The sequence below is a fragment of the Roseateles sp. GW821-FHT09G03 genome (genome assembly GCF_059416045.1).
This window is the reverse complement of the sequence record NZ_JBWKOK010000004.1, coordinates 45,808-66,824: the sequence shown is the minus strand read 5'-3', so window position 1 is coordinate 66,824 and position 21,017 is coordinate 45,808. Positions and strand designations below refer to the sequence as shown.

Below are 21,017 nucleotides of genomic sequence, written 5' to 3'. Positions count from 1 at the left end.
GCCAGGCCGCGGTGCCCGCAGCGTAGGCCAGCCGGGATGGGGCCGTATTGGACATTTTTTCAGGTCGGCAGCGCCACGTGGGTCGGCTGGTCGGCCTGCACCGGCCGGTAGGTGCCGGGCGCCACGCCGGCCAGTTGCCGGAACTCGCGGATCAGGTGCGACTGGTCGGCGTAGCCGCCATCGGCGGCGATCTGCGCCCAGTCCCGGGGCCCGCAGCGCACGAGCGCGGGCAGCAGCGCGCCGAAGCGCAGCACGCGGGCGTAGCGTTTGGGCGTGAGGCCGACGGCCTGTTCGAAGCGGCGGATGAACTGCGCAGGCGTCAGGCCGCTGGCGCGTTGCACCGGACCGATCTGAGCGACGGAGGGATCGCGGCGGAACGCGTCCAGGGCGAACGTGGCCAGCGGGTCGATGGGCGGCGCGTTGCGCAGCCGTCCCAGGAGGTGGTCGTGCAGGACGAGCAAGGCGTCATGCGGTGACGCGGCGGCCTGCAAGCGCTCCCGCAGCAGTCGGGCCTCGGCTCCCCAGACGTCCTCCAGCAGTTCCGTGCGATTGCGCAGCGCCGGCAATGCACCACCGAAGAAGGCGGCGGCGCCGGCAGGCGTGAAGTGCACGCCGACCACGGCCGACGGGCCCTCGGTGCCGCGCACGCCGAAGCGATCGAAGGCGCCCTGCACGATCGCGCCGCGCAGCCGGCGCGCGACCGGATCCTGTTCGTCGTCGTAGCGGATCAGGTGATCCTGCCGCAGCGGCACGACGATGTCGGCGCACCCCGTGGGCAGGCTGCGCTCGCGCGTGTGCGGCAGTTCGCCGCGGGCGCTGTACCACAGGCAGGCCACATGGGCGGCCAGCGGGGCGGCGGGGTGTTGGCGCAGGAACATCCGGCGTCTTCAATCGGCGAGCCCGAACAGCCTGGCCCCGTTCCCCCAGGCGATCCGGCGGGCCGTGTCGTCGGGGAGATCTCCCAGCCACGTGCGGTAGCCCTTCATCGTCGCTTCGTAGTACTGCCAGCGCTGGTTGACCCAGGTGTCGGAGCCGAGCAGGAACCGGTCCGGGTACTTCGCAATCAGCGCGCGCCATTCGGGGCAGAGCTTGCCGTCGTCGCAAGTCAGACCGGGGCGGTAGGACAGCTCGCCCATCAGCCGCGGGTACTTGGCAAGCAGCGCCTCCACGCGCTCGATCGACGCGCCATTGATCCCGGTGTGGGCCCAGATCAGACGCGCTTCCCGGCCCTTGCCGGGAGTGGCTTCCATCAGCAGGTCGATCGCTTCGTCATCGACGTGCGCGAGGACGACCAGCGACTTCGCTTCGGCCAGCGCCATCAACTTGCGGGCGACCGGCCCGCGCGCATTCGCGCTGTCGTAGAGGTGGAACTCGCCGATGCCTCGGTACGGCCCGGACGCGGTGCCGCGCGCGAGCTCCTCCTGGACCATCTTGTAGATGCTGTCGTCGCGGAACCAGCTGTCGTAGTCGGCGCGGTTGCGATACAGGCGGATGAACGGAACGACGGTGACGCCGGCGGCGCGTGTCTCCGGCAGCGAGGCAAGCGTGCGCGTGCCGTCGTTCGGACGCGAGTTGGAGAGGATCGCCTTCACGCCGCTGCGCTTCATGCGCGCGAGCACGTCCGACGGTGGATGCGGGCCTTCGCGACCGTTCCACGCCTCCTCGTTGTAGTGGAGGTGGGCGTCGAAGATCGGGCCGGCATAGTCCGCCGCACGGGCCGCGCCCACGCCGGACAAGAACACCGCGAGCGCGGCGAGCAGGGCGCCCGCGGCGGGCACGGAGATCGGCGACATCAGCCGCTGGAGGGCAGGGCGCATGGACGGCTCCAGTCGATGGGACCGGAGCCGATTCTCACCCAGTCGCTGATCCGGCCGCTGACCCGGTCAGTCGACGGTCACGCAGACACTCACTCGATGGACAGCAGCGTCACCGAGCGGGCCGGCAGCGTGAGGGTCTTGCCCAGCGTCCTGCGTTCGCCGGTCATGACGTCCACCGCCGTGTCACCGTCGCGCAGCATCTCCGGGAAGCGCGTCAGGTCCAGCTCGCGCGCTTCCTTCGCCTTGCTCATCACCAGCATCAGGCGCTTGCCGCCGAGGCCCTTCGCCGAGTCGTAGCGGAACAGCACGTAGCTCTCCGCCATCGGCGCGTACTGCATCAACGCGCCGTCGTGTACCAGCGTCTCCGACTTGCGCCAGTTCAGCAGCCGCTTCAACCACGCCTGCGCGCCGGCCTGGCGTTCGCCCAGCCCCGCGCCGGTGAACGCGTTGACCGTGTCGCCGGCCCAGCCGCCGGGGAAGTCCGCCCGCACCGCGCCGTCGTCGCGATGGCGCGGGCTGGTCATCAGGATCTCCGAGCCGTAGAAGAACTGCGGGATCCGACGCACGAAGGACAGGTAGGCCCAGGCCATCTTCGTCAGCTCGAGGTCGTCGTGCAGCACGCTGTAGACGCGCGGCGTGTCGTGGTTGCCCTCGAACAGCACCAGCTTGGCCGGGTCCGGATAGACGAAGTCGTGCGCCAGCGCCTCGTAGAGCTTCATGAAGCCGCCGTCGTGCGCGTCCTGCTGGTTCAGTCCGGCCAGCAGGGCCTCCTGCAGCGGGAAGTCCATCAGGCTGGGCAGCGACGACACGTAGCCGTCGTGGTTGTGCTTGCCAGCCTGCCAGTACGACACCACCGAGGGGTGCGAACTCCACTCTTCGCCGACGATGTTCAGCTTTGGGTACTCGTCCTTCATCCGGCGCGACCACGCGGCCAGGAAGTCCTTGTCGGAGTAGCTGTAGGTGTCCGTGCGCACGCCGGCCAGGCCGGCGGTCTCTATCCACCACAGGCTCATCTGCGTCAGGTAGGTCGCCACCAGCGGCTGGCGCTGGTTGAGGTCGGGCATGCCCGGGCTGAACCAGCCGTCGCTGAAACGCTTGCGGTCGCTGGGCGCCGCGTACGGGTCCTGCAGCGACATGCGCGCGTGATGCGTCTCGGTGTACTGGGGCCAGGTGTTGACCCAGTCCGCCGTCGGCAGGTCCGCCATCCACCAGTGATGCACGCCGATGTGGTTCAGCACGATGTCCTGGATCAGGCCGATGCCGTGGCGCTTGGCCTCGGCGCCGAGTCGCACGTAGTCGGCATTGCTGCCGAAGCGCGGATCGACCTGGTAGAAGTCCGTCGCGCCGTAGCCGTGGTAGCTCCACTTCGGGCTGTCATTCACCGACAGCGGCGTCGGCCACAGCATCGTGAAGCCCATCGCGGCGATGTAGTCGAGGTGGGCCGTCAGGCCCGCGAGGTCGCCGCCGTGGCGACCGCCCGGGTCCTCACGGCGCAGTCCTTCGGCGAGACCCGGCACGACGTCGTTGGACGGATCCCCGTTGGCGAAGCGGTCCGGCACGACCAGGTAGATCGCGTCCTTCGGTCCGAAGCTTTCACGCTGTGCCGAACCCGGCGTGCGCTCGCGCAGGAGGTAGCGATGCTCGATGACGACCTGCCCGTCGCGCTTCAGGCGCAGCGTCAGCGCGCCCGGCTTGGCCGAGGGCTCGATCCGCAGGTCGACGAACAGGTAGTTGGGGCTGTCGCCGCGCCGCGTGCCGACCAGCGTCACGCCCGCGGCCGGGACGAGCTCCGCCTCCAGGGCGCCGATGCCCGTGCCGTGCAGCATCACCTGCAGGTCGGGGGACTTCATGCCGATCCACCAGTCCGGCGGCTCGACGTGGGCGAGCGTCACCGGGGCGGAGGACGTGGCGGATGCAGCGGGTGCGGCCGTCGCGGCGGCGGCGGGAGCGTTGGTCATGACGAGAAGGCTTGAGGCGAGAAAAACGAGGGAAGCGAGTGAGGACGACATCCTGCACGCCCTTCAGCGAAGACGGAAGACCTGCACCGACAGGGGCGCGGCGGTCACCGTGAGCCGCCCCCGCGCGTCGGCGGCGAGGGGCTTGACGGCGCCAGGGGCCTTCGCCGCAGTCGCGGCGGCCGCGGTCGTCGTGCTCACGGCAGGCGACTGGGAGGATTGGTGCAAGGGACGCAGGCGCGCTTTCGCCGGCAGGCCGGGCAAGGTGACTTCGGCGGCATCGCGGCCATAGTTGATGACGACGAGCACGCGCTGGTCTTTGTAGGCGCGTTGGAAGCTCAACACCTGACCCTGCGCGAGGGGCGCCTCATACCGGCCGCGCGCGATCGCCGGCTGGCTGTTGCGCAGCGTCAGCATCGCCTTGTAGAAGTTCAGCAGCGAGCCCGGGTCGGCGGCCTGCGCTTGCGCGTTGTGCGTCGCGATGTTCGGCGAGGCCGGCCGGAACGGCGTGCCCGTCGAGAAGCCGGCGGGCTCCGAGGTCCAGCTCATCGGCGCGCGCAGCGGCGCGTCGCCCGGCAGACCGGCGACGCCGGCCTGGCCGATCTCCTCGCCGTAGTAGATGAAGGGCGTTCCCGGCAGCAGCAGGTAGGTCGCGGCGGCGAGCTTGTAGCGCGTCGCGTCGCCCTCGAACTGGTCCCACGCGCGCTTGCCCGCGAAGATGTCGTGATTGCTCAGCATCGTGGCCATGCTCAGCGGTGCCTCGGTGAAGAAACGCGCGACCTTGGCCACCGCCACGACCGAACCGTCGCCGCCCTTGGCCGCATCGATCACCGCGCGCTCCAGCCCGAACGCGAAGGCGCTGCCGCAGATGTCGTCGCGGGTGTAGACCTTGGGCTCGGCCGTGGCCTCGCAGACGACGAAGCGATGCGGATAGCGCTTGATCAGCCGCGTGAACTCGCCGGTCAGCGCGCGGCTCTCGGGCTGGTCGTTCCAGTCCTTCGCGCTGTTCTCGATCAGGTGCGGCACGGCGTCCAGGCGGTAGCCGTCCAGCCCGCGGTTGAGCCAGAAGCGCAGGCTGTCCGCGTGGTACTTCACCACCGCCGGGTTGCGCATGTTGTAGTCCGGCATGTGCGGACCGAACACCGCGAAATAGCGCGGCGAGCCGGCCGGCGCCTGGTCGGTCGATTCGGGTTTGGGCGGCGCGCTGGCGCCTTCGGGCACGTCGGGCACCTGCTCGCCGGGCAGGTACCAGGGCGTCTTGCCCCAGATGTCCCAGTCCTTGAGCTCGGCCAGCGGCTGCGAGGTCCACACGAACCAGTCGCGCCACGGGCTCGCCGGATCCGCGACCGCCGAGCGGAACAGCGGATGCTCGCGCGCGCTGTGGTTGATCACGTAGTCCATGACGACGCCGATGCCGCGCTGGTGGGCCTCGCGGATCAGCTCGTCGAAGTCGGCCAGCGTGCCGTACTGCGGCTCGATCGCGCGGTAGTCCGTCGTGGCGTAGCCGTGGTCGCGATCGGCGCTCGCGGTGATCGGCATCAGCCAGATGCCCTTGATGCCGAGGGCCTTCAGGTAGTCCAGCCGCTGCGTGACGCCGCGCAGGTCGCCGATGCCGTCGCCGTCGCTGTCCTGGAAGCCGCGCACGAAGATCTCGATGAACGCGCCGTGTTGCCAGCCCTCGGGCAAGGTGCTGCGACCCCGGACCTCCTTCACGGGCGAGAGGTCCACCGGCGCCGCGCCCGCCGTCGGCGCAGCCAGTGCGGCCGCCATCGCGACGGCCAGCATCGTGGCTGTGGTGAAGGCGATGGGGCGACGAATCATCTCGCGGTCTCCTGATCTTGTGGTTGCATCTGTAGCAAAAGTACAGATTTTGACGACCCATGAAAGGGTCTGCTTGGCACCGTCGCGCCGCAGCATAGAAGGTATGGTCTATGAAGGGAAGCCCTGATCGTTTGAGTATGTAGTTTTGCTACCATCGACAACACATCGCCGACCAAGGCCTCGAAGGAGGGCCGGCGCGGCGCCATGACAACACCTCGATGGAGATCCGATGGGCGTCCGCTCGACCTTGTTCCGCCCCTGGCCGCGTCGTCGGCGGTCTCTGGCGGCATTGATGCTGAGCAGCCTGGCCGGGATGTCGATCGCCCATGCCGCAGGCAATCCCGTGGTCCTCGCAGGCGATCCTGCGGCCCTCGCGGGTGGTCCATCGCTGGCCGCCTGCGACGCCGGGCCGGCGACCCTGCTCGCACCGCAGTCCGCCACGCTGAGCGTCCAGAGCCCGGGATCGACGCCGCAGCCGGTGTGGCTCGATGCGCGCCGTCTGCGCTGGCCGGGCTTGACGCTCGCCGCCGGCGAGACCGTCCGGTGGCATCACTCGGCAACGGGCGCATTGACCTTGGACGAAGGACGCGTGAGCGGAAGCGATCGCAGCGTCGCGCTCCGGGCCGTCAACGCCGCGCGCGAACCGCTGAGCGCGGAACCCGCCGCGCAAAGCGCCTATCTGGGTGCCGGCGCGGAGTTCGTGTTGGAGGAGGGCGTCGATCCTGCCGCGCTGCAGCGGGGGCAGGCGTTGATCGCGGTCGAGGACGCGCAGGGGCGCGTGCTGCGCTGGAGCGTTGCGCAGACCGCGCGCGCGCTCGATGCGATCTACGCCGCCGCCGAGGACGAACCGGCGCTGGGCGTCACGGCGACGTCGAAGGGCGCCGCCTTCAAACTCTGGGCGCCGACGGCCGATCGCGTCGAGCTGTGTGCCTACGGCGGCCCCGACAGCGCCGCCCGCGCGCGCCTCCCGCTCATGCGCGACGACCGCACGGGGATATGGTCCATCGACACGGCGCGCGCGCGCGGCGAGGTCGGCGCATCCGGCACGGCCGGTGTGCGCAGCGGCTCGTACTACCGCTACCTCGTCGAGCTCTTCGTGCCAGGCGTCGGCCGCGTGCGCAACCTGGTGACCGATCCGTATTCGGTGAGCCTGTCGGCGGACTCGGCGCGCAGCTACGTCGCCGACCTGTCCGAGCCGCGCCTGCAGCCGCGCGGCTGGTCGGCCAGCCGCATCCCCGATCGCGTGAAGACGCCGACCGACATGGTCGTGTACGAGCTGCACGTGCGCGACTTCTCGCGCGACGACCGCAGCGTGCCCGTCGCGCAGCGCGGCAAGTACCTGGCCTTCACGCAGGCCGGATCGGCCGGCATGCGCCACCTGCGCGCGCTCAGTCACGCGGGCCTGACCGACGTGCACCTGCTGCCGGTCTTCGACCTGGCCACCGTGCCCGAGCGCCGCTGCGTGGTGCCGCGCGTGCCGGCCGCCGCGCCGGACAGCGAGGCGCAGCAGGCCGCGGTGATGGCCGTCGCCGACGGCGACTGCTTCAACTGGGGCTACGACCCCTACCACTACAGCGCGCCGGAGGGCAGCTTCGCCAGCGATGCCAACGACGGCGCGGTCCGCGTGCGCGAGTTGCGCGCGATGGTGATGGGGCTGCATGCGGCCGGGCTGCGCGTCGGCATGGACGTGGTCTACAACCACACGACGGCCTCCGGGCAGCACCCGCATTCGGTGCTGGACCGCATCGTTCCCGGCTACTACCAGCGCCTGGATGTGCGCGGCCGCGTCGAGCGCTCGACCTGCTGCGACAACACCGCCACCGAACACCGCATGATGGGCAAGCTGCTCGTCGACTCCGTGGTGCTGTGGGCGCGCGAGTACAAGATCGCCTCGTTCCGCTTCGACCTGATGGGCCACCAGCCGCGTGCGGTGATGGCGCAGCTCCAGGCGCGGCTCAAGCGCGAACTCGGCCGCGATGTCCAGCTCATCGGCGAAGGCTGGAACTTCGGCGAGGTCGCCAACGGCGCGCGTTTCGTGCAGGCCTCGCAGCTGTCGCTGAACGGCACCGGCATCGGCACCTTCAGCGATCGCGGCCGCGACGCGGTGCGCGGCGGCGCGGCGGGGGACGACGCGGCCACCTCGGCGCGCCGGCCCGGGTTCATCGTGCCGGCCGAGGCCGGCGACGGTGCGCGCCGCGAGGAGCTGCTGCGCCAGGGCGACCTGCTCAAGCTGGCGATGGCGGGCACGCTGCGCGGCTTCGAGCTGGAGACCGCCGACGGCCGCCGTGTCGCCGGGGAACGCCTGCCCTACGGCGACCAGCCGGCCGGCTACGCGTCGGCGCCGGCGGAGGTCGTCAACTACGTCGAGAACCACGACAACCAGACGCTGTTCGACGCGCTCGTGCTGAAGCTCCCGCGCACGACCAGCGCCGACGACCGCGCCCGCACGCAGGCGGTGGCGCTCGGGCTCAATGCGCTGAGCCAGGGCGTCGCCTACTTCCACGCCGGCGGGGAGCTGTTGCGTTCCAAGTCGATGGACCGCAACAGCTACGACTCGGGCGACTGGTTCAACCGGCTGGACTGGAGCGGCCGCGACAACGGCTTCGGCGCCGGTCTGCCGCCGGCGCGCGACAGCGCGCGGGACTACGCGCTGCTGCGGCCGTTGCTCGCCGATCCCGCGATCAAGCCCGGTCCCGCGCAGATCGACTGGACGCGGCGGGTGTTCCTCGACCAGTTGCGGATCCGCGCGAGCACGCCGCTGTTCCGGCTCGCCGATCCGGAGGAGATCCGGCGCCGGCTCGTCTTCCACAACACCGGCCCGGCCCAGCAGGCCGGCGTGATCGTCGCCCGGCTCGATGGCGCGGGACGTGCGGACGCGGTGTTCGAGCGGGTGCTGGCCGTCGTCAACGCCACGGGCGAGCCGACCGCGCTGACGCTGCCGGCGGAAGCCGGCTTCGCCTGGCGCCTGCATCCGGTGCAGCGCGCCGCCGGCGCGGCGGATGCGCGCGTACGGGAAGAGTCGCGGGTCGACGGCGTGCGCGGGGACTTCCGGGTGCCGGCGCGCAGCGTCGCGGTGTTCGTCGTCGAGCGTCGGTGAACGACACCGGAGCATCGCCGGACCAACGCCAGACCAACGCCGGACCCATGCCGGACCAACGCCGGAGTAACGCGGTAGCGACGGCGGGCATCGCGGTCGTCGCCGGTCTGGACCTTCGCCAGACGGCTTTCAAGCCCGGGATCACCCCACCCGTCGCACGGGGCTGCACGCGCCGCGCGGCGGAGTAGCATGGCTCATCAGCGGCCCCGTCAGAGGTCGCGTCGGAGACGGTCATGGGAACGATCCAGGCAATCCAGGCGATGCATCCGGTCCGCAAGGCGCTGCTGCTCGGCGCGGCGCTGCTGTCCGCGCTGACGATCACGGGCTGCGCCACGGCGCCCGAGCCGCCGCCGAGGGTGGAGACGGCCTCCCTGATCCACGACGAGCTCTTCCCGCCGTCGCGCGAGGTCATCGATCCGGCGCAGGTCATGGCGATGACCCCGAAGATGCGCGAGTTCATCCGCGCCCGTATCCCCAATGCGGCCGGCAACGGCACGACGCTGATGATGGATGCGCGCGACATGCGCCACCTGCTGCTGGATGCGCTCTACAACCGCAACGAGCTCCAGCTCGAATACGACGCGGAGACCACGCGCACCGCCGCCGAGGCCTTCGACGCCAAGGCCGGCAACTGCCTGTCGCTGGCGATGATGACGGCCGCCTTCGCGCGCGAGATGGGCCTGCCCTTCGTCTTCCGCCAGATCTACGACGAGGAGCAGTGGAGCCGCGTCGGCGACCTGCAGGTGGTCTCCGGCCACGTCAACATCGCGCTGGGCCGGCGCCGGACGGACTTCCGCGTGCTCGGCGGCGACGAGCCCTCGCTGGTGGTCGATTTCCTGCCCGGCGCGCAGATTTCGCGCCAGCGCGCGATGCCCATCGACGAGCGCGGCATCGTCGCGATGTACATGAACAACCGCGCCGCGGAGCTGCTGGCGCAGGCCCAGGTCGACCGCGCCTACTGGTGGGCCCGGGCGGCCTGGCTGCATGATCCGCGCATGCTGACGGCGCTCAACACGCTGGGCGTGATCTACCGCCGCCATGGCGATACCGCGCTGGCCGAGCGCGCCTTCCGCCATGTGCTGGCGAACGAGCCGGCCAACGTGCAGTCCATGTCCAACCTGGCCCAGGCGTTGCGTTTCCAGGGGCAGTTCGCCGAGGCACAACAGCTGGAGGCGAAGCTGGCGCTGCTGCAGCCGTATCCGCCGTTCAAGTTCTTCGACCTGGGCGTCGCTGCGATGAAGGCGGGCGAGTACGCCAAGGCCCGCGATCTCTTCGCCAAGGAGATCGACCGCTCGGCCTACTACCATGAGTTCCATTTCTGGATGGCGCTGGCCAACGTGGGCCTGGGCAAGTGGGACGTCGTGCGCACCGAGTTGGCCAAGGCGGAGGAGTACAGCGTGACCGCGCCGCAGCGCCAGCTCTATGCGGCCAAGCTGGAGAGCCTCAAGGCAAAGATGCAGCCCGCCAAGATCCAGATGCGCTAGCCATAAGCGGCCGCGCACGATCAAGCATTGAGCGGCGGCAGACCGTGGCGCGCGCGGGCTCGTGCGCAGGCGTCGTCGCCGATGCCCAGCGGCGAGCGCATGCCGAAGTCGCGGCACGGTGACGGCCGCCATTCGTAGATGCCGCAGCCGGCGCGCTCGCCGACCTTGCCCTGCAAGGCGGCGCAACGTGGCCGTGCATGATCGGTGCCGCGCATCCGGCAGGTCAAGTCCGTGACCTCCACCGTCAGACCGTCCGGCACCGTGCCGCCTTCACTCAGCAACTCGTGGCGCGAGAAGTCGACGCGGAAGCTCGCGCAGCAGGCGCCGCAGCGGGTGCAGGGGTTGTCGGCGAAGGCGGACATGGCGGGTGAGGGCAGGCGAGGGCAGGCGAGGGCGGGTGAAAACCGGCGGCGGGGATCCGCCAGCTCAGTTCGATGCCGAGGGGCTGATCAGGGTGCTGTCGGGCGCGGGCGTATCGTCGGGCAGCACGGGTTCGCGCACGACGGTGACGGTGCAGGCGCACTGCGAGACGACCTGCGCCGACACGCTGCCCAGGTAGCGCCGCATCATCGAGCTGGCGCGCGCGCCCATCACGACGTGGTCGACGCCGGTCTTCGCGGCGAACTCGATCAGCGCATCGGCGGCGTCGGGCGCCTCCAGGACGTGGAAGGTCAGCCGGCCGTCTTCGAGGGCCAGTTCCCGCGTCATCGGATGCGCCCAGTTCTTCAGCGCGATCAGCTGCTGCACATGATGGCTGCGGCCCTGCGCGTCGGTGAGCTCGTCCATGCCGATGCGGTTGGTCTTCATCACGCCGACGCAGGCCAGGCGCGCGCCGGGCTCGGTCTGCATCAGGCGGCGCACGATCTCGCGCAGTTCCTCGAGCAGCGTCGGCGTGGCGCCCAGCACGTCGACGGCGGCCATGATCACGGGGCTTCGAGCGACCTGTGCGCCGACGGAGGTGGGCGCTTGCGGCTCCTCGCCCATCGCCAGGAACCAGCGCTTGAAGCGCCGCACCATGCCGCTGCGCTGCAGCTTGTGCGCGCGGGCCGTCAGCGGCACCGCGTCCGGCCGCTGCAGGTCCAGCGCGAGCTGCGACGCGCTCTGGTAGCGGCGTTCGGCGCGCACTTCCAGGCAGTGCAGGACGATCTCCTGGAACCACGGCGGCAACTCGGGTCGGATCGCGCGCGGCGGGATCGGATCGACGTAGAGCCGCCGCCGCAGTTGCCGCACCGACGTCGGCTGGCCGAAAGGCCGCTCGCCCGTCGAGAGGTGGTACAGCATGACGCCCAGCGCGAAGAGGTCGCTGCGGGGATCGTTGCGCACGAACTGGACCTGCTCCGGCGACATGTAGGGGCCGGTGCCCATGGGCAGGGAGAACTCCTCCTCCAGCAGGTCGGGCAGGAAGTCGTGCCGCGACAGGCCGAAGTCGACCAGCACCACGGTGCCGTCCGGGCGCAGCAGGATGTTGCTGGGCTTGATGTCGAGGTGGACCAGGTGCTGGCGGTGCAGGTCGGTCAGCGCGTGCGCGACCTGGATGCCGATCTCCACGACTTCCACCAGCGGCAGCGGCGCCTGGTCCAGGCGCGGGCGCAGGCTCTCGGCCTCGATGCGCTCCATGACGATGTAGGCCTGCCGGCGCCAGTCGCCGCGCGCGACGAAGCGCGGCACGTGCGGACCCTTGAGCGCCGGCATGATCATCTGCTCGACCTCGAAGCCGACGATGCTGGCCGGGTCCTCGCCGCCCTTGATGCGGGGGACCTTCATGATCAGCGGGAAGTCCTCGGCGGGAGGGGTATCGGCAGGATCCTGGCGCCGGACCTGCCACAGGTTGGCCATGCCGCCTTGGTGCAGGCGCGCCTCGAGCACGAAGCCGTCCAGCACCTGGCCGGGTTGCAGCGGCGAGGTGATAGGAACGGGGACTGAAGTTGAAGCGTGCGTCGGGTGGGCGTCGTTCATCGATCCTCAGCGGGCCTCATCGACCCGCCACCAGGCGTTGCGCGAGCCGGTCCGCCAGGCCGGCGGGCAGGCCGGGCGCGGCGCGCAGCGCGGCAGCGGCGGCTTCGACATCGTAGGGCACGCGCTGGAAGCTGAGTTCCTCGCTGTCGTGGTCGAACAGCGCATAGGCGGCCGCCGGGTTGCCGTCGCGCGGCTGGCCGCAGGCGCCGGGGATGACCAGCCACTGCCGGTTGGGCAGGAGCGGGATCGGCACGCCGGGCTGCGGCTTGAAGTCGCCCGCCTTGCCGGTGCCGGAGAGGTGGTAGAGCATGGGCTCATGCATGTGGCCGCAGAAGGTGTAGCGGCACTCGGTCGCGTGCAGGCTGCGCATCGCTTCCAGCCGGCCCTGCACGTAGGCGAAGCCGGTCGGATCGAACGCGTTGGCGTGCACGTAGAGGCAGTCGTCCTCCTCCTCCGACATCGGCAGCGAGGCCAGGAAGGCCATCTGATCGTCGGTGAGCCGCGCGCGCGTCCAGGCGATGGCGGCGCGCGCGTCGTCGTTCATCGTGGGGCGCGGCCCCTGCGTGACGCCGAGGTCGTGATTGCCGGCGACGACGATCGCGCCCTCGGCGCGCAGCGCCCGCACCTGGTCGACGACCCAGCCGGGGTCGCTGCCGTAGCCGACGTAGTCCCCCAGGAGTGCGAAATGCCGGGCGCCCTGCCGCCGGGCGTGGTCGATGACGGCCTCGAAGGCTTGCCGGTTGGCGTGCAGGTCGGAGATCAGAGCAGTCTTCATGGAAACGGCATGGGTGCGAACGGCAAGGATGCCACGCATGGCTGACGTCAACCTTCGCAAGACGGCGAGGGGCGGACGGAAGTCCCCCCGAAGCGGAGGGGCCAGCCCCCTCCGGATGGGCGATGGCGTGGGGGACTCGCGGGTTTGACGCGTTGTGGTCGCGCCGGGCTTTGCTAATCTGGCCGACGACATGGGACGCCAGGGAGGCGATGTGGCAGGAGCGCAGCGCCGCCGGCAGTTCCGGCACGGGAGAGAAAAAAGATGAACACGTTGGAATCCGGGTGGGTGCCGGCGATTGGTCGCTGGGCCCGCGGTCCCTGGCGGGGCGGTCCGCGGCTGGCCAGGCGCGCGGCGAGCGGCCTGGCGGTGGGGCTGATGTTCACGTTGGCGACCTTTTCCGCGCGGGCGGATTGCTCGCGGCCGATCCGGGTGCCGGTGGCGCCGATCGGCATGAGCGTGGTGACTTCGGGCGGCGAGGTCAGCGGGGTGTATCCGGACCTGCTGCGCAAGGTCGCGGCGGAGACCGGCTGCCAGTTCGATTTCGGCGTCGTGCCGCGGGCCCGGGTCGAGGCGATGTACGCCGGCGGCGGTGCGGACCTGCTGGTGCCGGCGACCAGGACCTCCCAGCGCGACCTGCACGGCGACTTCATTCCGATGATGAAGGCGCGGGCGATGCTGATCTCGATCTCGTCGGACCGTGCGCCGGTCGAGAGCCTGGCCGAACTCGGCGAACGGCGCGAACTGCGCGTGGCGGTGGTGCGCGGCTTTGACTACGGCGAGCCCTACCAGCAGTTGCTGAGGACGCTGAAGGCGCAGCGCCGGCTGGTGGTGGAGGCCGACGCTGCGGCGGTGGTGCGCACGCTGGAGCGCAACCTGGCGGATGTGACGGTCATGGCGCCGTCGATCCTGGCGGGCACCCTGCTGCAGGACTCGAAGACGCGGCCGCTGCTGGACCGCCTGCGCCTGGAGGCGATGGCGGAGCTCAACTGGACCGACAGCGGGATCTACCTGTCGCGGCACCTGCCGGCGAAGGACCGCGAGGTGCTGAGCGACGCGCTGGAGCGCAACGCGCGATCCGGCACCATATGGAAGGCGCTGCAGAAACACTACCCGGCCGGGTCGTACGAGGAAGGCCTGAAGGCGATCGTGGCGCCGAAGTAGCGGCGGCGATCGAGGCTGGATGGCACAAGGCCCGCACTTGGCGGGCCTTGTCATTTCAGGAGCGGGGCAGGGCGCTCAGCCGATGCGTCCGAGCAGCAGGTACTCCATCAGCGCCTTCTGCACATGCATGCGGTTCTCGGCCTCGTCCCAGACCACCGACTGCGGACCGTCGATCACGTCGGCCGCGACCTCCTCGCCGCGGTGCGCCGGCAGGCAGTGCATGAACAGCGCATCCGGCTTGGCCTGCGCCATCATGTCCTTGTCCACGCACCAGTCCGCGAACGCCGTGCGTCGCGCCTCGTTCTCGGCCTCGTAGCCCATGCTGGTCCACACGTCCGTCGTCACGAGGTCCGCGCCGCGGCAGGCTTCCTTCGGATCCTTGAAGACCTTGTAGCAGCGGGTGTCCTTGATGCCCGCCACCGCCGGGTCGATCTCGTAGCCGCTGGGCGTGCTCACGTGCACGGTGAAGCCCAGGATCTCCGCCGCCTGCAGCCACGTGTTGGCCATGTTGTTGCCGTCGCCGACCCAGGCCACCACGCGTCCCTTCAGGCAGTCCATGTCGATCGCGCCGCGTCGGTCCATGCCGCGCTGCTCGATGAAGGTGAACAGGTCCGCCAGGATCTGGCACGGGTGGTACTCGTTGGTCAGCCCGTTGATGACCGGCACCCGCGAGTGCGCCGCGAAGCGCTCCAGCTTGGTCTGCTCGTAGGTCCGGATCATCACGATGTCGACCATGCGGCTGATCACGCGCGCGCTGTCCTCGATCGGCTCCGCACGGCCCAGTTGGCTGTCGCCGGTGGTCAGGTGCACCACCGAGCCGCCCATCTGGTACATGCCCGCCTCGAAGCTCACGCGGGTCCGCGTGGAGGCCTTCTCGAAGATCATCGCCAGCGTGCGGTCCTGCAGCGGCTGGTACTTCTCGTAGTTCTTGAAGCGGCGCTTGATCGTCGCCGCCCGTTCGAACAGGTGGGTGTACTCCTCCGCGCGCAGGTCCTTGAACTGCAGGTAGTGACGCATCAGCGTGTTCCCCGGTTTCATGGTGTCGCGGCGGGTGCGGCCAGGAAGGCCTTCACCAGCGGCACCAGACGCGCGGCGATCTCGGCGGCTTCCTCGCTCGTGAGGATCAGCGGCGGCACCAGGCGGATGACCTTGTCGGCCGTCACGCTCAGCAGCAGGCCTGCTTCCATCGCCTGCGTCAGCAGCACACCGCAGGGACGGTCCAGCTCGATGCCGATCATCAGGCCGTGGCCGCGGACCTCGACGAGGCCAGCCTCGCCCGCCAGGCCGTGCTCGATCGCGGCCTTCAGCTCGGCGCCGACGGTCGCGGCGTTGGCCAGCAGGCCGTCCTCTTCCATCACCGTCAGCGTCTCGACGCCCGCGCGCATCGCCAGCGGATTGCCGCCGAAGGTCGTGCCGTGGTTGCCCGGGCCGAAGACCTTGGCGGCCTTGTCGCCGCATACCACCGCGCCGATCGGCACGCCCGAGCCCAGACCCTTGGCCAGCGGCATCACGTCCGGCACGATGCCGGCCCACTGGTGCGCGAACCACTTGCCGGTGCGGCCGATGCCGCACTGGACTTCGTCCAGCATCAGCAGCAGGTCGTGCTCGTCGCACAGCTGGCGCAGGGCCTTCAGGAAATCGATGTGCGCCGGGTTGATGCCGCCTTCGCCCTGGATGGTCTCCAGGAAGATCGCGGTCACGTTCGGGTGTTCGGCGATGGCCTTGCGGATCGCCTCGATGTCGTTCAGCGGCACGCGGACGAAGCCCGGCACCAGCGGGCCGAAGCCTGCCTGCACCTTCGGGTTGCCGGTGGCCGACAGCGTCGCGATCGAGCGCCCGTGGAAGGCCTTCTCGAACACGATGACCTCGGGGTTCGTGTTGCCGCGGTCATGGCCGTACTTGCGGGCGATCTTGAGCGCGGCCTCGTTGGCTTCCAGGCCGGAATTGCAGAAGAAGGCGTTGGTCAGCCCCGACAGCGCGCAGAGCTTGGCTGCGAGCTGCTCCTGCAGCGGGACGTGGTAGTAGTTGCTCGTGTGGATGAGCTTGCCCACCTGGTCCCGCAAGGCCGCCACCAGCTTCGGATGGTTGTGTCCGAGCGTGTTGACGGCGATCCCGCCGAGGCCGTCCAGGTATCGTCGGCCGGCCGTATCCCAGACCCAGGCGCCTTCGCCGTGCGACAAGGCGATCGGCAGGCGGCCGTAGGTGTGCATCACATGGGGTTCGGTCGGGGCGGCGAACGAGGAGTCCGGGGCGTTCATCAAGTCTCCAAAACGTGGGAGGGTCGAGGAAGGCGGCTGTGGGCCGCGTGGGTGAGCCGATCGATTCTACGGGTCGACCCTGGGGCGTGAGGAGATTCCTCCTGCACAGGCATGGAAGCCGCGCTGACCAGCGGGGAGGTTTGCGGGGCGAGCAGAAGCCCACGTGTGCTGCGGCGCAACACATCCAAGGCACAATAGAGTTTTTGCCGGGACGCGTGAGACCGTAGCCAATGACTGAGCAGCCCAAGCCGCGAGAAGTGTTCATCCAGGGGATCACCACGGATGGCCGCACCTTCCGCCCGAGCGACTGGGCCGAACGTCTGGCTGGGGCCATGTCCTGCTTCCGTCCCGGCGGCACGCGCAGCGGCCGCGACGCCTACCTCGGCTACTCCCCCTACTGCGTGCCGCGCGTCATCGACGGCGTCAAGTGCGTGATCGTCAACGAGGCGCTGAAGTCCGTCGAACCGATGGCCTGGGAGTTCGTCATGAACTTCGCCCGTGACAACAAGCTGCAGGTCGTCGACGCCTGCCTGCTGCCGGGCGACCGGGAGTCCGGCAAGGCCTGACGGCGGGGAGCGCCGTCCCGCTCCCGCTCCCCTGAACAGGTGGTGGCGCTGGCCCGATCGGGCCATCGCCGGTCCGCGGCCTTGCGTCTACGCTGAGCGGTTCGCCGCGACCTCCCCACCGGGCTCCCTGGACATGGCCGTCTTCACCGCCGACGCGGGCTCTCGGGCCGCGGCCGTCCTGCCGGAAATGCAGCAGCTGCTGCGCCTGATCGATCAGGGCGGGGCCCTGCTGCAAGCGCGCGAACTCGCGACGGTGGACACCGTCGGCAGCCCGTTGCCGGTGATCGGCGTGACCTTGGGCAATCCTGACCCCGGCGTGCCCGCACTCGGTTTCATCGGCGGGGTCCATGGGCTGGAGCGCATCGGCGCGCAGGTCGTGCTGGCCTACCTCGGCAGCCTGGTGCGTCGATTGCGCTGGGATCTGAGCCTGCATCAGCAGCTCGAATCGCTGCGGCTCGTGTTCCTGCCCGTCGTCAACCCGGGCGGGGTGCTGGCCGGTTCGCGCGCGAATCCGCAGGGTGTCGACCTGATGCGCAACGCGCCGCAGGACGCGGACCATGGCGTACCCTTCCTCGTCGGCGGGCATCGCCTGACCCGGCATCTGCCGTATTACCGCGGACCCGCCGGCGCGCCCCTGCAGGTCGAGAGCGACGCGCTGTGCCGATTCGTCCGCGATGAACTCCTGGGGCGGCCGATCTCCGTGGCCATCGACTTCCACAGCGGCTTCGGCCTGCGCGACCGGATCTGGTTCCCCTATGCGCGCACGCGCCGGCCGATGCACCACCTCGCCGAGATCCACGCGTTGTGCGAGGTGCTCGATCAATGCCTGTCCCCGCATCCCTACGTGATGGAGCCGCAGAGCAGGCACTACCTGACCCACGGCGACCTGTGGGACCACCTCTACGACGAGTCCCTCTCCCTTGATCGAGGGATCTTCCTGCCGATGACGCTCGAAATGGGGTCATGGCTGTGGGTGAAGAAAAACCCGCGCCAGCTACTCTCCCGCCACGGCATGTTCAATCCGCTGATCGAACATAGACAACAGCGGGTGTTGCGTCGGCATATGGCTTGGATGGATTTCATGACTCGCGCGACGCAGAGCGCTTTCCGGTGGTTGCCGGGGCCGGACACAAGGATCGATCACGGGGAGCAGGCGTTGATTCGCTGGTATCGGAGGACCGCCCGATGAGCGTCCACACCTGGGTGCTGCTGCGCGGATTGACCCGCGAGAGCGGCCATTGGGGGGACTTCCCCGCGCGATTGCTGCGCGCGCTGCGGGTGCAGCAGCCGGAGGCCCGGCTGGAGCTGCTCGACCTGCCCGGCAACGGCGACAAGCATCGCCAGAGCAGCCCGACCCATGTCGACGCGATGATGGAGGCATGCCGCGCGGAGCTTCGGCGTCGCGGCGTTCCCCCGCCGTATCAGGTGCTGGCGATGTCGCTGGGCGCGATGGTCGCCAGCGAATGGGCGGCGCGCCATCCGGGCGAGCTCGACGGCGTCGTGCTGATCAACACCAGCCTGCGGCCCTTCAGTGCGTTCTTCCGGCGGCTGCGGCCGTCGAACTACTGGTCGCTGCTGCTGCTGAGCCTGACGCGGCTGAGCCTGCGCCGGCGCGAGGCCAAGGTGCTGCAGATGACGACGCGGATGCAGCGTCAGCCGGACCAGGTGATCGACGACTGGGTCTCGATCCAGCGGCAGCATCCGGTGCGGCGGCGCAATGCGTTGCGCCAGTTGCTGGCGGCGGCGCGTTACCGCGCCAGCCTCGCCAAGCCCGAGCCGCCGATGCTGCTGCTGTGCAGCCAGGGGGATTCGCTCGTGGACTGGCGCTGCTCGCAGGCCATCAGCCGGGCCTGGGGCGCGCCCTTGCGGCTGCACCGGCACGCGGGGCACGACCTGCCGCTCGATGATGGGGAATGGGTCGCGCGCAATGTCGTGGACTGGCTCCACGTGCGCGAGGTCGTCGGACAGATCACGACGCCGATGCCGCTCTGAACGGGGCGGAGGCCCCAACGAAAAAGCCCGCCTGTCGGCGGGCTTTGTTCGTGCACCAGAGCTGGATCTTGCTATCAGGCGGCGAGCGCCTTGATCTTCGAAGACAGGCGGCTCTTGTGGCGAGCAGCCTTGTTCTTGTGGAAGATGCCCTTGTCGGCGACCGAGTCGATGACGGGCTGGGCGGTCTTGAACAGGTCGGCGGCCTTGGCCTTGTCACCCGTGACGATCGCCTTTTGCACGTTCTTGATGACCGTGCGGAACTTCGAACGCAGCGCCGAGTTGGCGGCGTTCAGCTTGACGTCTTGACGTGCGCGCTTGCGGCCCGAGGCCAGACGCACGGTTTTCTTCTTGGCTTTGGAAGAGCTTGCCATTGTGTTATTTGTCCAGTTGGTGCAAAGACGGCGAGTATAGCAGCCAGGATTTGAAAAACCAAATCCGGAGTATGGCGCCCGCACCGGGACACCCATAATGCGCGGTCTTCCGCCGGGGCGTCCCGCTCCGGCCGCATCCCCGTTCCGCCTCCCACACGGCCCCCAGTACTGGCTCCGCGCCGCGCCTGAATGAACCTGCTCCGCACCGCCTCCGTCGTTTCGGTCTTCACGCTGCTGTCCCGCATCACGGGCCTGGTCCGCGAACAGATGGTGGCGGGGCTGTTCGGCGCCAACGCGATGACCGACGCCTACAACGTGGCGTTCCGCATCCCCAACATGCTGCGGCGGCTGTTCGCCGAGGGCGCGTTCTCGCAGGCCTTCGTGCCGTCGCTGGCCGCCGCGCGCGCCAAGGACGGCGACGAGGCCACCCGCCACCTGATCGATGCCGTCGCGACCGTGCTGCTCTGGGCGCTGCTGGTGACCTGCGTGATCGGCGTGATCGGTGCGCCGGTGCTGGTCTGGGCCCTGGGAGCGGGGCTGTCCAGGGATGCGCACGAGGCCGCCGTCGTGATGACGCGGTGGATGTTCCCGTACATCGGCTTCATGTCGCTGGTGGCGCTCTCGGCCGGCATCCTGAACACGTGGAAGCGCTTCATCGTGCCGGCGGTGACGCCGGTGCTGCTGAACCTGGCCTCGCTGGCCTGCGGCTACGGGCTGACGCCGGTGCTGGCGCACTACGGCTACGAGCCGATCTACTCGCTCGCGCTGGGCGTCATGATCGGCGGCATCCTGCAACTGGCGGTCCAGGTGCCGGCGCTGCGGCGTGTCGGCCTGATGCCGCGTTTCGCGCTCAATTTCGCCGGGCTGCGCCGCGCCGCCGGCGACGAGGGCGTGCGCCAGGTGTTGCGCAAGATGGGGCCGGCATTGCTGGGCGTCGGCGTGGCGCAGCTCTCGCTGCTGATCAACACGCAGATCGCGATCGCGGTGGGCGAGGGCGCGGCGTCCTGGCTGACCTACGCGGACCGCCTGATGGAGTTCCCCATCGCGCTGCTCGGCGTCGCGCTGGGCGTCGTGCTGACACCGCAACTGGCGGCCAGCACGGCCAAGGGCGAGACGCAGAAGTATTCGGGCCTGCTGGACTGGGGCCTGCGCCTGACCCTGCTGCTGGCGCTGCCCTGCGCGGTCGCGCTGCTGGTCTTCGCCGAGCCGCTGGTGGCGGTGCTCTACCAGCGCGGCGCCTTCCGGGCGGAGGACGTCGCCCACACCGCGAAGGCCGTGATGGGCTACGGACTGGGCCTGATGGGGCTGGTGTCGATCAAGGTGCTCGCGCCCGGCTTCTATGCGCGCCAGGACATGCGCACACCGGTGCGCATCGCCGTCGGCGTGCTGATCCTGACGCAGGTGTTCAACGCGATCTTCGTCTTCGGATTCAAGATCGGTGTCGCCGGCCTGTCGCTGTCGATCGGCCTGGGGGCCGTCGTCAACGCGCTGCTGCTGCTGCGCGGGCTGCGCAAGCTCGGGACCTATGCGCCGGAAGCCGGCTGGATGCTGTTCCTGCTGCGCGTCCTCGTCGCCAGCGCGGCGATGGGCGCGCTCCAATGGTGGCTGGCGGGGCACTTCGCCTGGGTTGGCGGCAAGGGCTTCCAGTTCGAGCTGGCGCGCGCCGGGTGGATGGCGCTCAGCCTGGGGGCTTCGGCGCTGCTGTACTTTGCCGTGCTGCTGCTGCTGGGCGTGAAGCTGCGCCAGTTCGCGCGCCGGGCGTAG

Annotated in this window: 17 protein-coding genes; 7 read left to right on the top strand and 10 right to left on the bottom strand. The window is 69.8% G+C overall.

Annotated elements, in window-relative coordinates; translation table 11 throughout:
- Nucleotides 1-59: 59 nt before the first annotated feature.
- The 4 genes from AC07OZ_RS15810 to AC07OZ_RS15795 all read right to left on the bottom strand — a co-directional run bounded on the left by AC07OZ_RS15810 (nt 60) and on the right by AC07OZ_RS15795 (nt 5,593).
- On the bottom strand, nt 60-878 hold the full coding sequence (locus AC07OZ_RS15810; RefSeq protein ID WP_495468048.1) for an AraC family transcriptional regulator: 819 nt from the start codon (nt 876-878) through the stop codon (nt 60-62).
- A 9-nt stretch (nt 879-887) separates the two neighbouring features.
- Nucleotides 888-1,817 carry an amidohydrolase family protein gene (locus AC07OZ_RS15805; protein WP_495468047.1) on the bottom strand — a complete coding sequence of 310 codons (930 nt, stop codon included), beginning with the start codon at nt 1,815-1,817 and terminating at the stop codon, nt 888-890.
- An 89-nt stretch (nt 1,818-1,906) separates the two neighbouring features.
- Entirely contained in the window at nt 1,907-3,775 is a 1,869-nt protein-coding gene (locus AC07OZ_RS15800) for a glycoside hydrolase family 13 protein (protein ID WP_495468046.1), read from the bottom strand.
- Nucleotides 3,776-3,838: 63 nt separating this feature from the next.
- Complete coding sequence (locus AC07OZ_RS15795; protein WP_495468045.1) at nt 3,839-5,593, bottom strand: alpha-amylase family glycosyl hydrolase; 1,755 nt, start codon at nt 5,591-5,593, stop codon at nt 3,839-3,841.
- 292 nt (nt 5,594-5,885) lie between these two features.
- Here AC07OZ_RS15795 and AC07OZ_RS15790 point away from each other — a divergent pair, with 292 nt between their 5' ends.
- Together AC07OZ_RS15790 and AC07OZ_RS15785 are read left to right on the top strand one after the other, a co-directional pair.
- The gene (locus AC07OZ_RS15790) at nt 5,886-8,690 is read left to right on the top strand and encodes an alpha-1,6-glucosidase domain-containing protein (RefSeq protein WP_495468044.1); all 2,805 of its coding nucleotides are present in this window, start codon (nt 5,886-5,888) and stop codon (nt 8,688-8,690) included.
- A gap of 233 nt (nt 8,691-8,923) precedes the next feature.
- Nucleotides 8,924-10,174, top strand: a complete 1,251-nt coding sequence (locus AC07OZ_RS15785) for a tetratricopeptide repeat protein (protein ID WP_495468043.1) — start codon at nt 8,924-8,926, stop codon at nt 10,172-10,174.
- 20 nt (nt 10,175-10,194) lie between these two features.
- Here AC07OZ_RS15785 and AC07OZ_RS15780 read toward each other — a convergent pair whose 3' ends face one another.
- From AC07OZ_RS15780 to AC07OZ_RS15770, 3 genes are all read right to left on the bottom strand, one after another.
- On the bottom strand, nt 10,195-10,536 hold the full coding sequence (locus AC07OZ_RS15780; RefSeq protein ID WP_495468042.1) for a YkgJ family cysteine cluster protein: 342 nt from the start codon (nt 10,534-10,536) through the stop codon (nt 10,195-10,197).
- A 64-nt stretch (nt 10,537-10,600) separates the two neighbouring features.
- On the bottom strand, nt 10,601-12,130 hold the full coding sequence (locus AC07OZ_RS15775) for a serine/threonine protein kinase (RefSeq protein ID WP_495468041.1): 1,530 nt from the start codon (nt 12,128-12,130) through the stop codon (nt 10,601-10,603).
- Nucleotides 12,131-12,146: 16 nt separating this feature from the next.
- Nucleotides 12,147-12,905 (bottom strand): metallophosphoesterase family protein, encoded by a 759-nt coding sequence (locus tag AC07OZ_RS15770; RefSeq protein ID WP_495468040.1) that lies wholly within the window; start codon nt 12,903-12,905, stop codon nt 12,147-12,149.
- Between the two features lie 261 nt (nt 12,906-13,166).
- On the opposite strand from AC07OZ_RS15770, the gene AC07OZ_RS15765 reads away from it, so the two are divergent.
- Nucleotides 13,167-14,066 carry a substrate-binding periplasmic protein gene (locus AC07OZ_RS15765; RefSeq protein ID WP_495468039.1) on the top strand — a complete coding sequence of 300 codons (900 nt, stop codon included), beginning with the start codon at nt 13,167-13,169 and terminating at the stop codon, nt 14,064-14,066.
- 75 nt (nt 14,067-14,141) lie between these two features.
- Here the strand turns inward: AC07OZ_RS15765 and argF are convergent, their stop codons facing one another.
- Nucleotides 14,142-15,104: an ornithine carbamoyltransferase gene (argF, locus tag AC07OZ_RS15760; RefSeq protein ID WP_431047585.1), complete on the bottom strand. Its 963-nt coding sequence runs from the start codon at nt 15,102-15,104 to the stop codon at nt 14,142-14,144.
- The gene (locus AC07OZ_RS15755; protein ID WP_495468038.1) at nt 15,101-16,324 is read right to left on the bottom strand and encodes an aspartate aminotransferase family protein; all 1,224 of its coding nucleotides are present in this window, start codon (nt 16,322-16,324) and stop codon (nt 15,101-15,103) included. The genes argF and AC07OZ_RS15755 overlap by 4 nt, the downstream gene beginning before the upstream one ends.
- Nucleotides 16,325-16,554: 230 nt before the next feature.
- On the opposite strand from AC07OZ_RS15755, the gene AC07OZ_RS15750 reads away from it, so the two are divergent.
- The 3 genes from AC07OZ_RS15750 (at nt 16,555) to AC07OZ_RS15740 (ending at nt 18,882) form a co-directional block, all read left to right on the top strand.
- The gene (locus tag AC07OZ_RS15750; RefSeq protein ID WP_067269864.1) at nt 16,555-16,890 is read left to right on the top strand and encodes a DUF3579 domain-containing protein; all 336 of its coding nucleotides are present in this window, start codon (nt 16,555-16,557) and stop codon (nt 16,888-16,890) included.
- A 133-nt stretch (nt 16,891-17,023) separates the two neighbouring features.
- Nucleotides 17,024-18,079, top strand: a complete 1,056-nt coding sequence (locus AC07OZ_RS15745) for a M14 family zinc carboxypeptidase (protein ID WP_495468037.1) — start codon at nt 17,024-17,026, stop codon at nt 18,077-18,079.
- The gene (locus AC07OZ_RS15740; protein ID WP_495468036.1) at nt 18,076-18,882 is read left to right on the top strand and encodes an alpha/beta fold hydrolase; all 807 of its coding nucleotides are present in this window, start codon (nt 18,076-18,078) and stop codon (nt 18,880-18,882) included. The genes AC07OZ_RS15745 and AC07OZ_RS15740 overlap by 4 nt, the downstream gene beginning before the upstream one ends.
- Nucleotides 18,883-18,956: 74 nt before the next feature.
- Here the strand turns inward: AC07OZ_RS15740 and rpsT are convergent, their stop codons facing one another.
- Nucleotides 18,957-19,253, bottom strand: a complete 297-nt coding sequence (gene rpsT / locus AC07OZ_RS15735; protein ID WP_067269869.1) for a 30S ribosomal protein S20 — start codon at nt 19,251-19,253, stop codon at nt 18,957-18,959.
- A gap of 189 nt (nt 19,254-19,442) precedes the next feature.
- On the opposite strand from rpsT, the gene murJ reads away from it, so the two are divergent.
- Nucleotides 19,443-21,017 (top strand): murein biosynthesis integral membrane protein MurJ, encoded by a 1,575-nt coding sequence (murJ, locus tag AC07OZ_RS15730; protein WP_495468035.1) that lies wholly within the window; start codon nt 19,443-19,445, stop codon nt 21,015-21,017.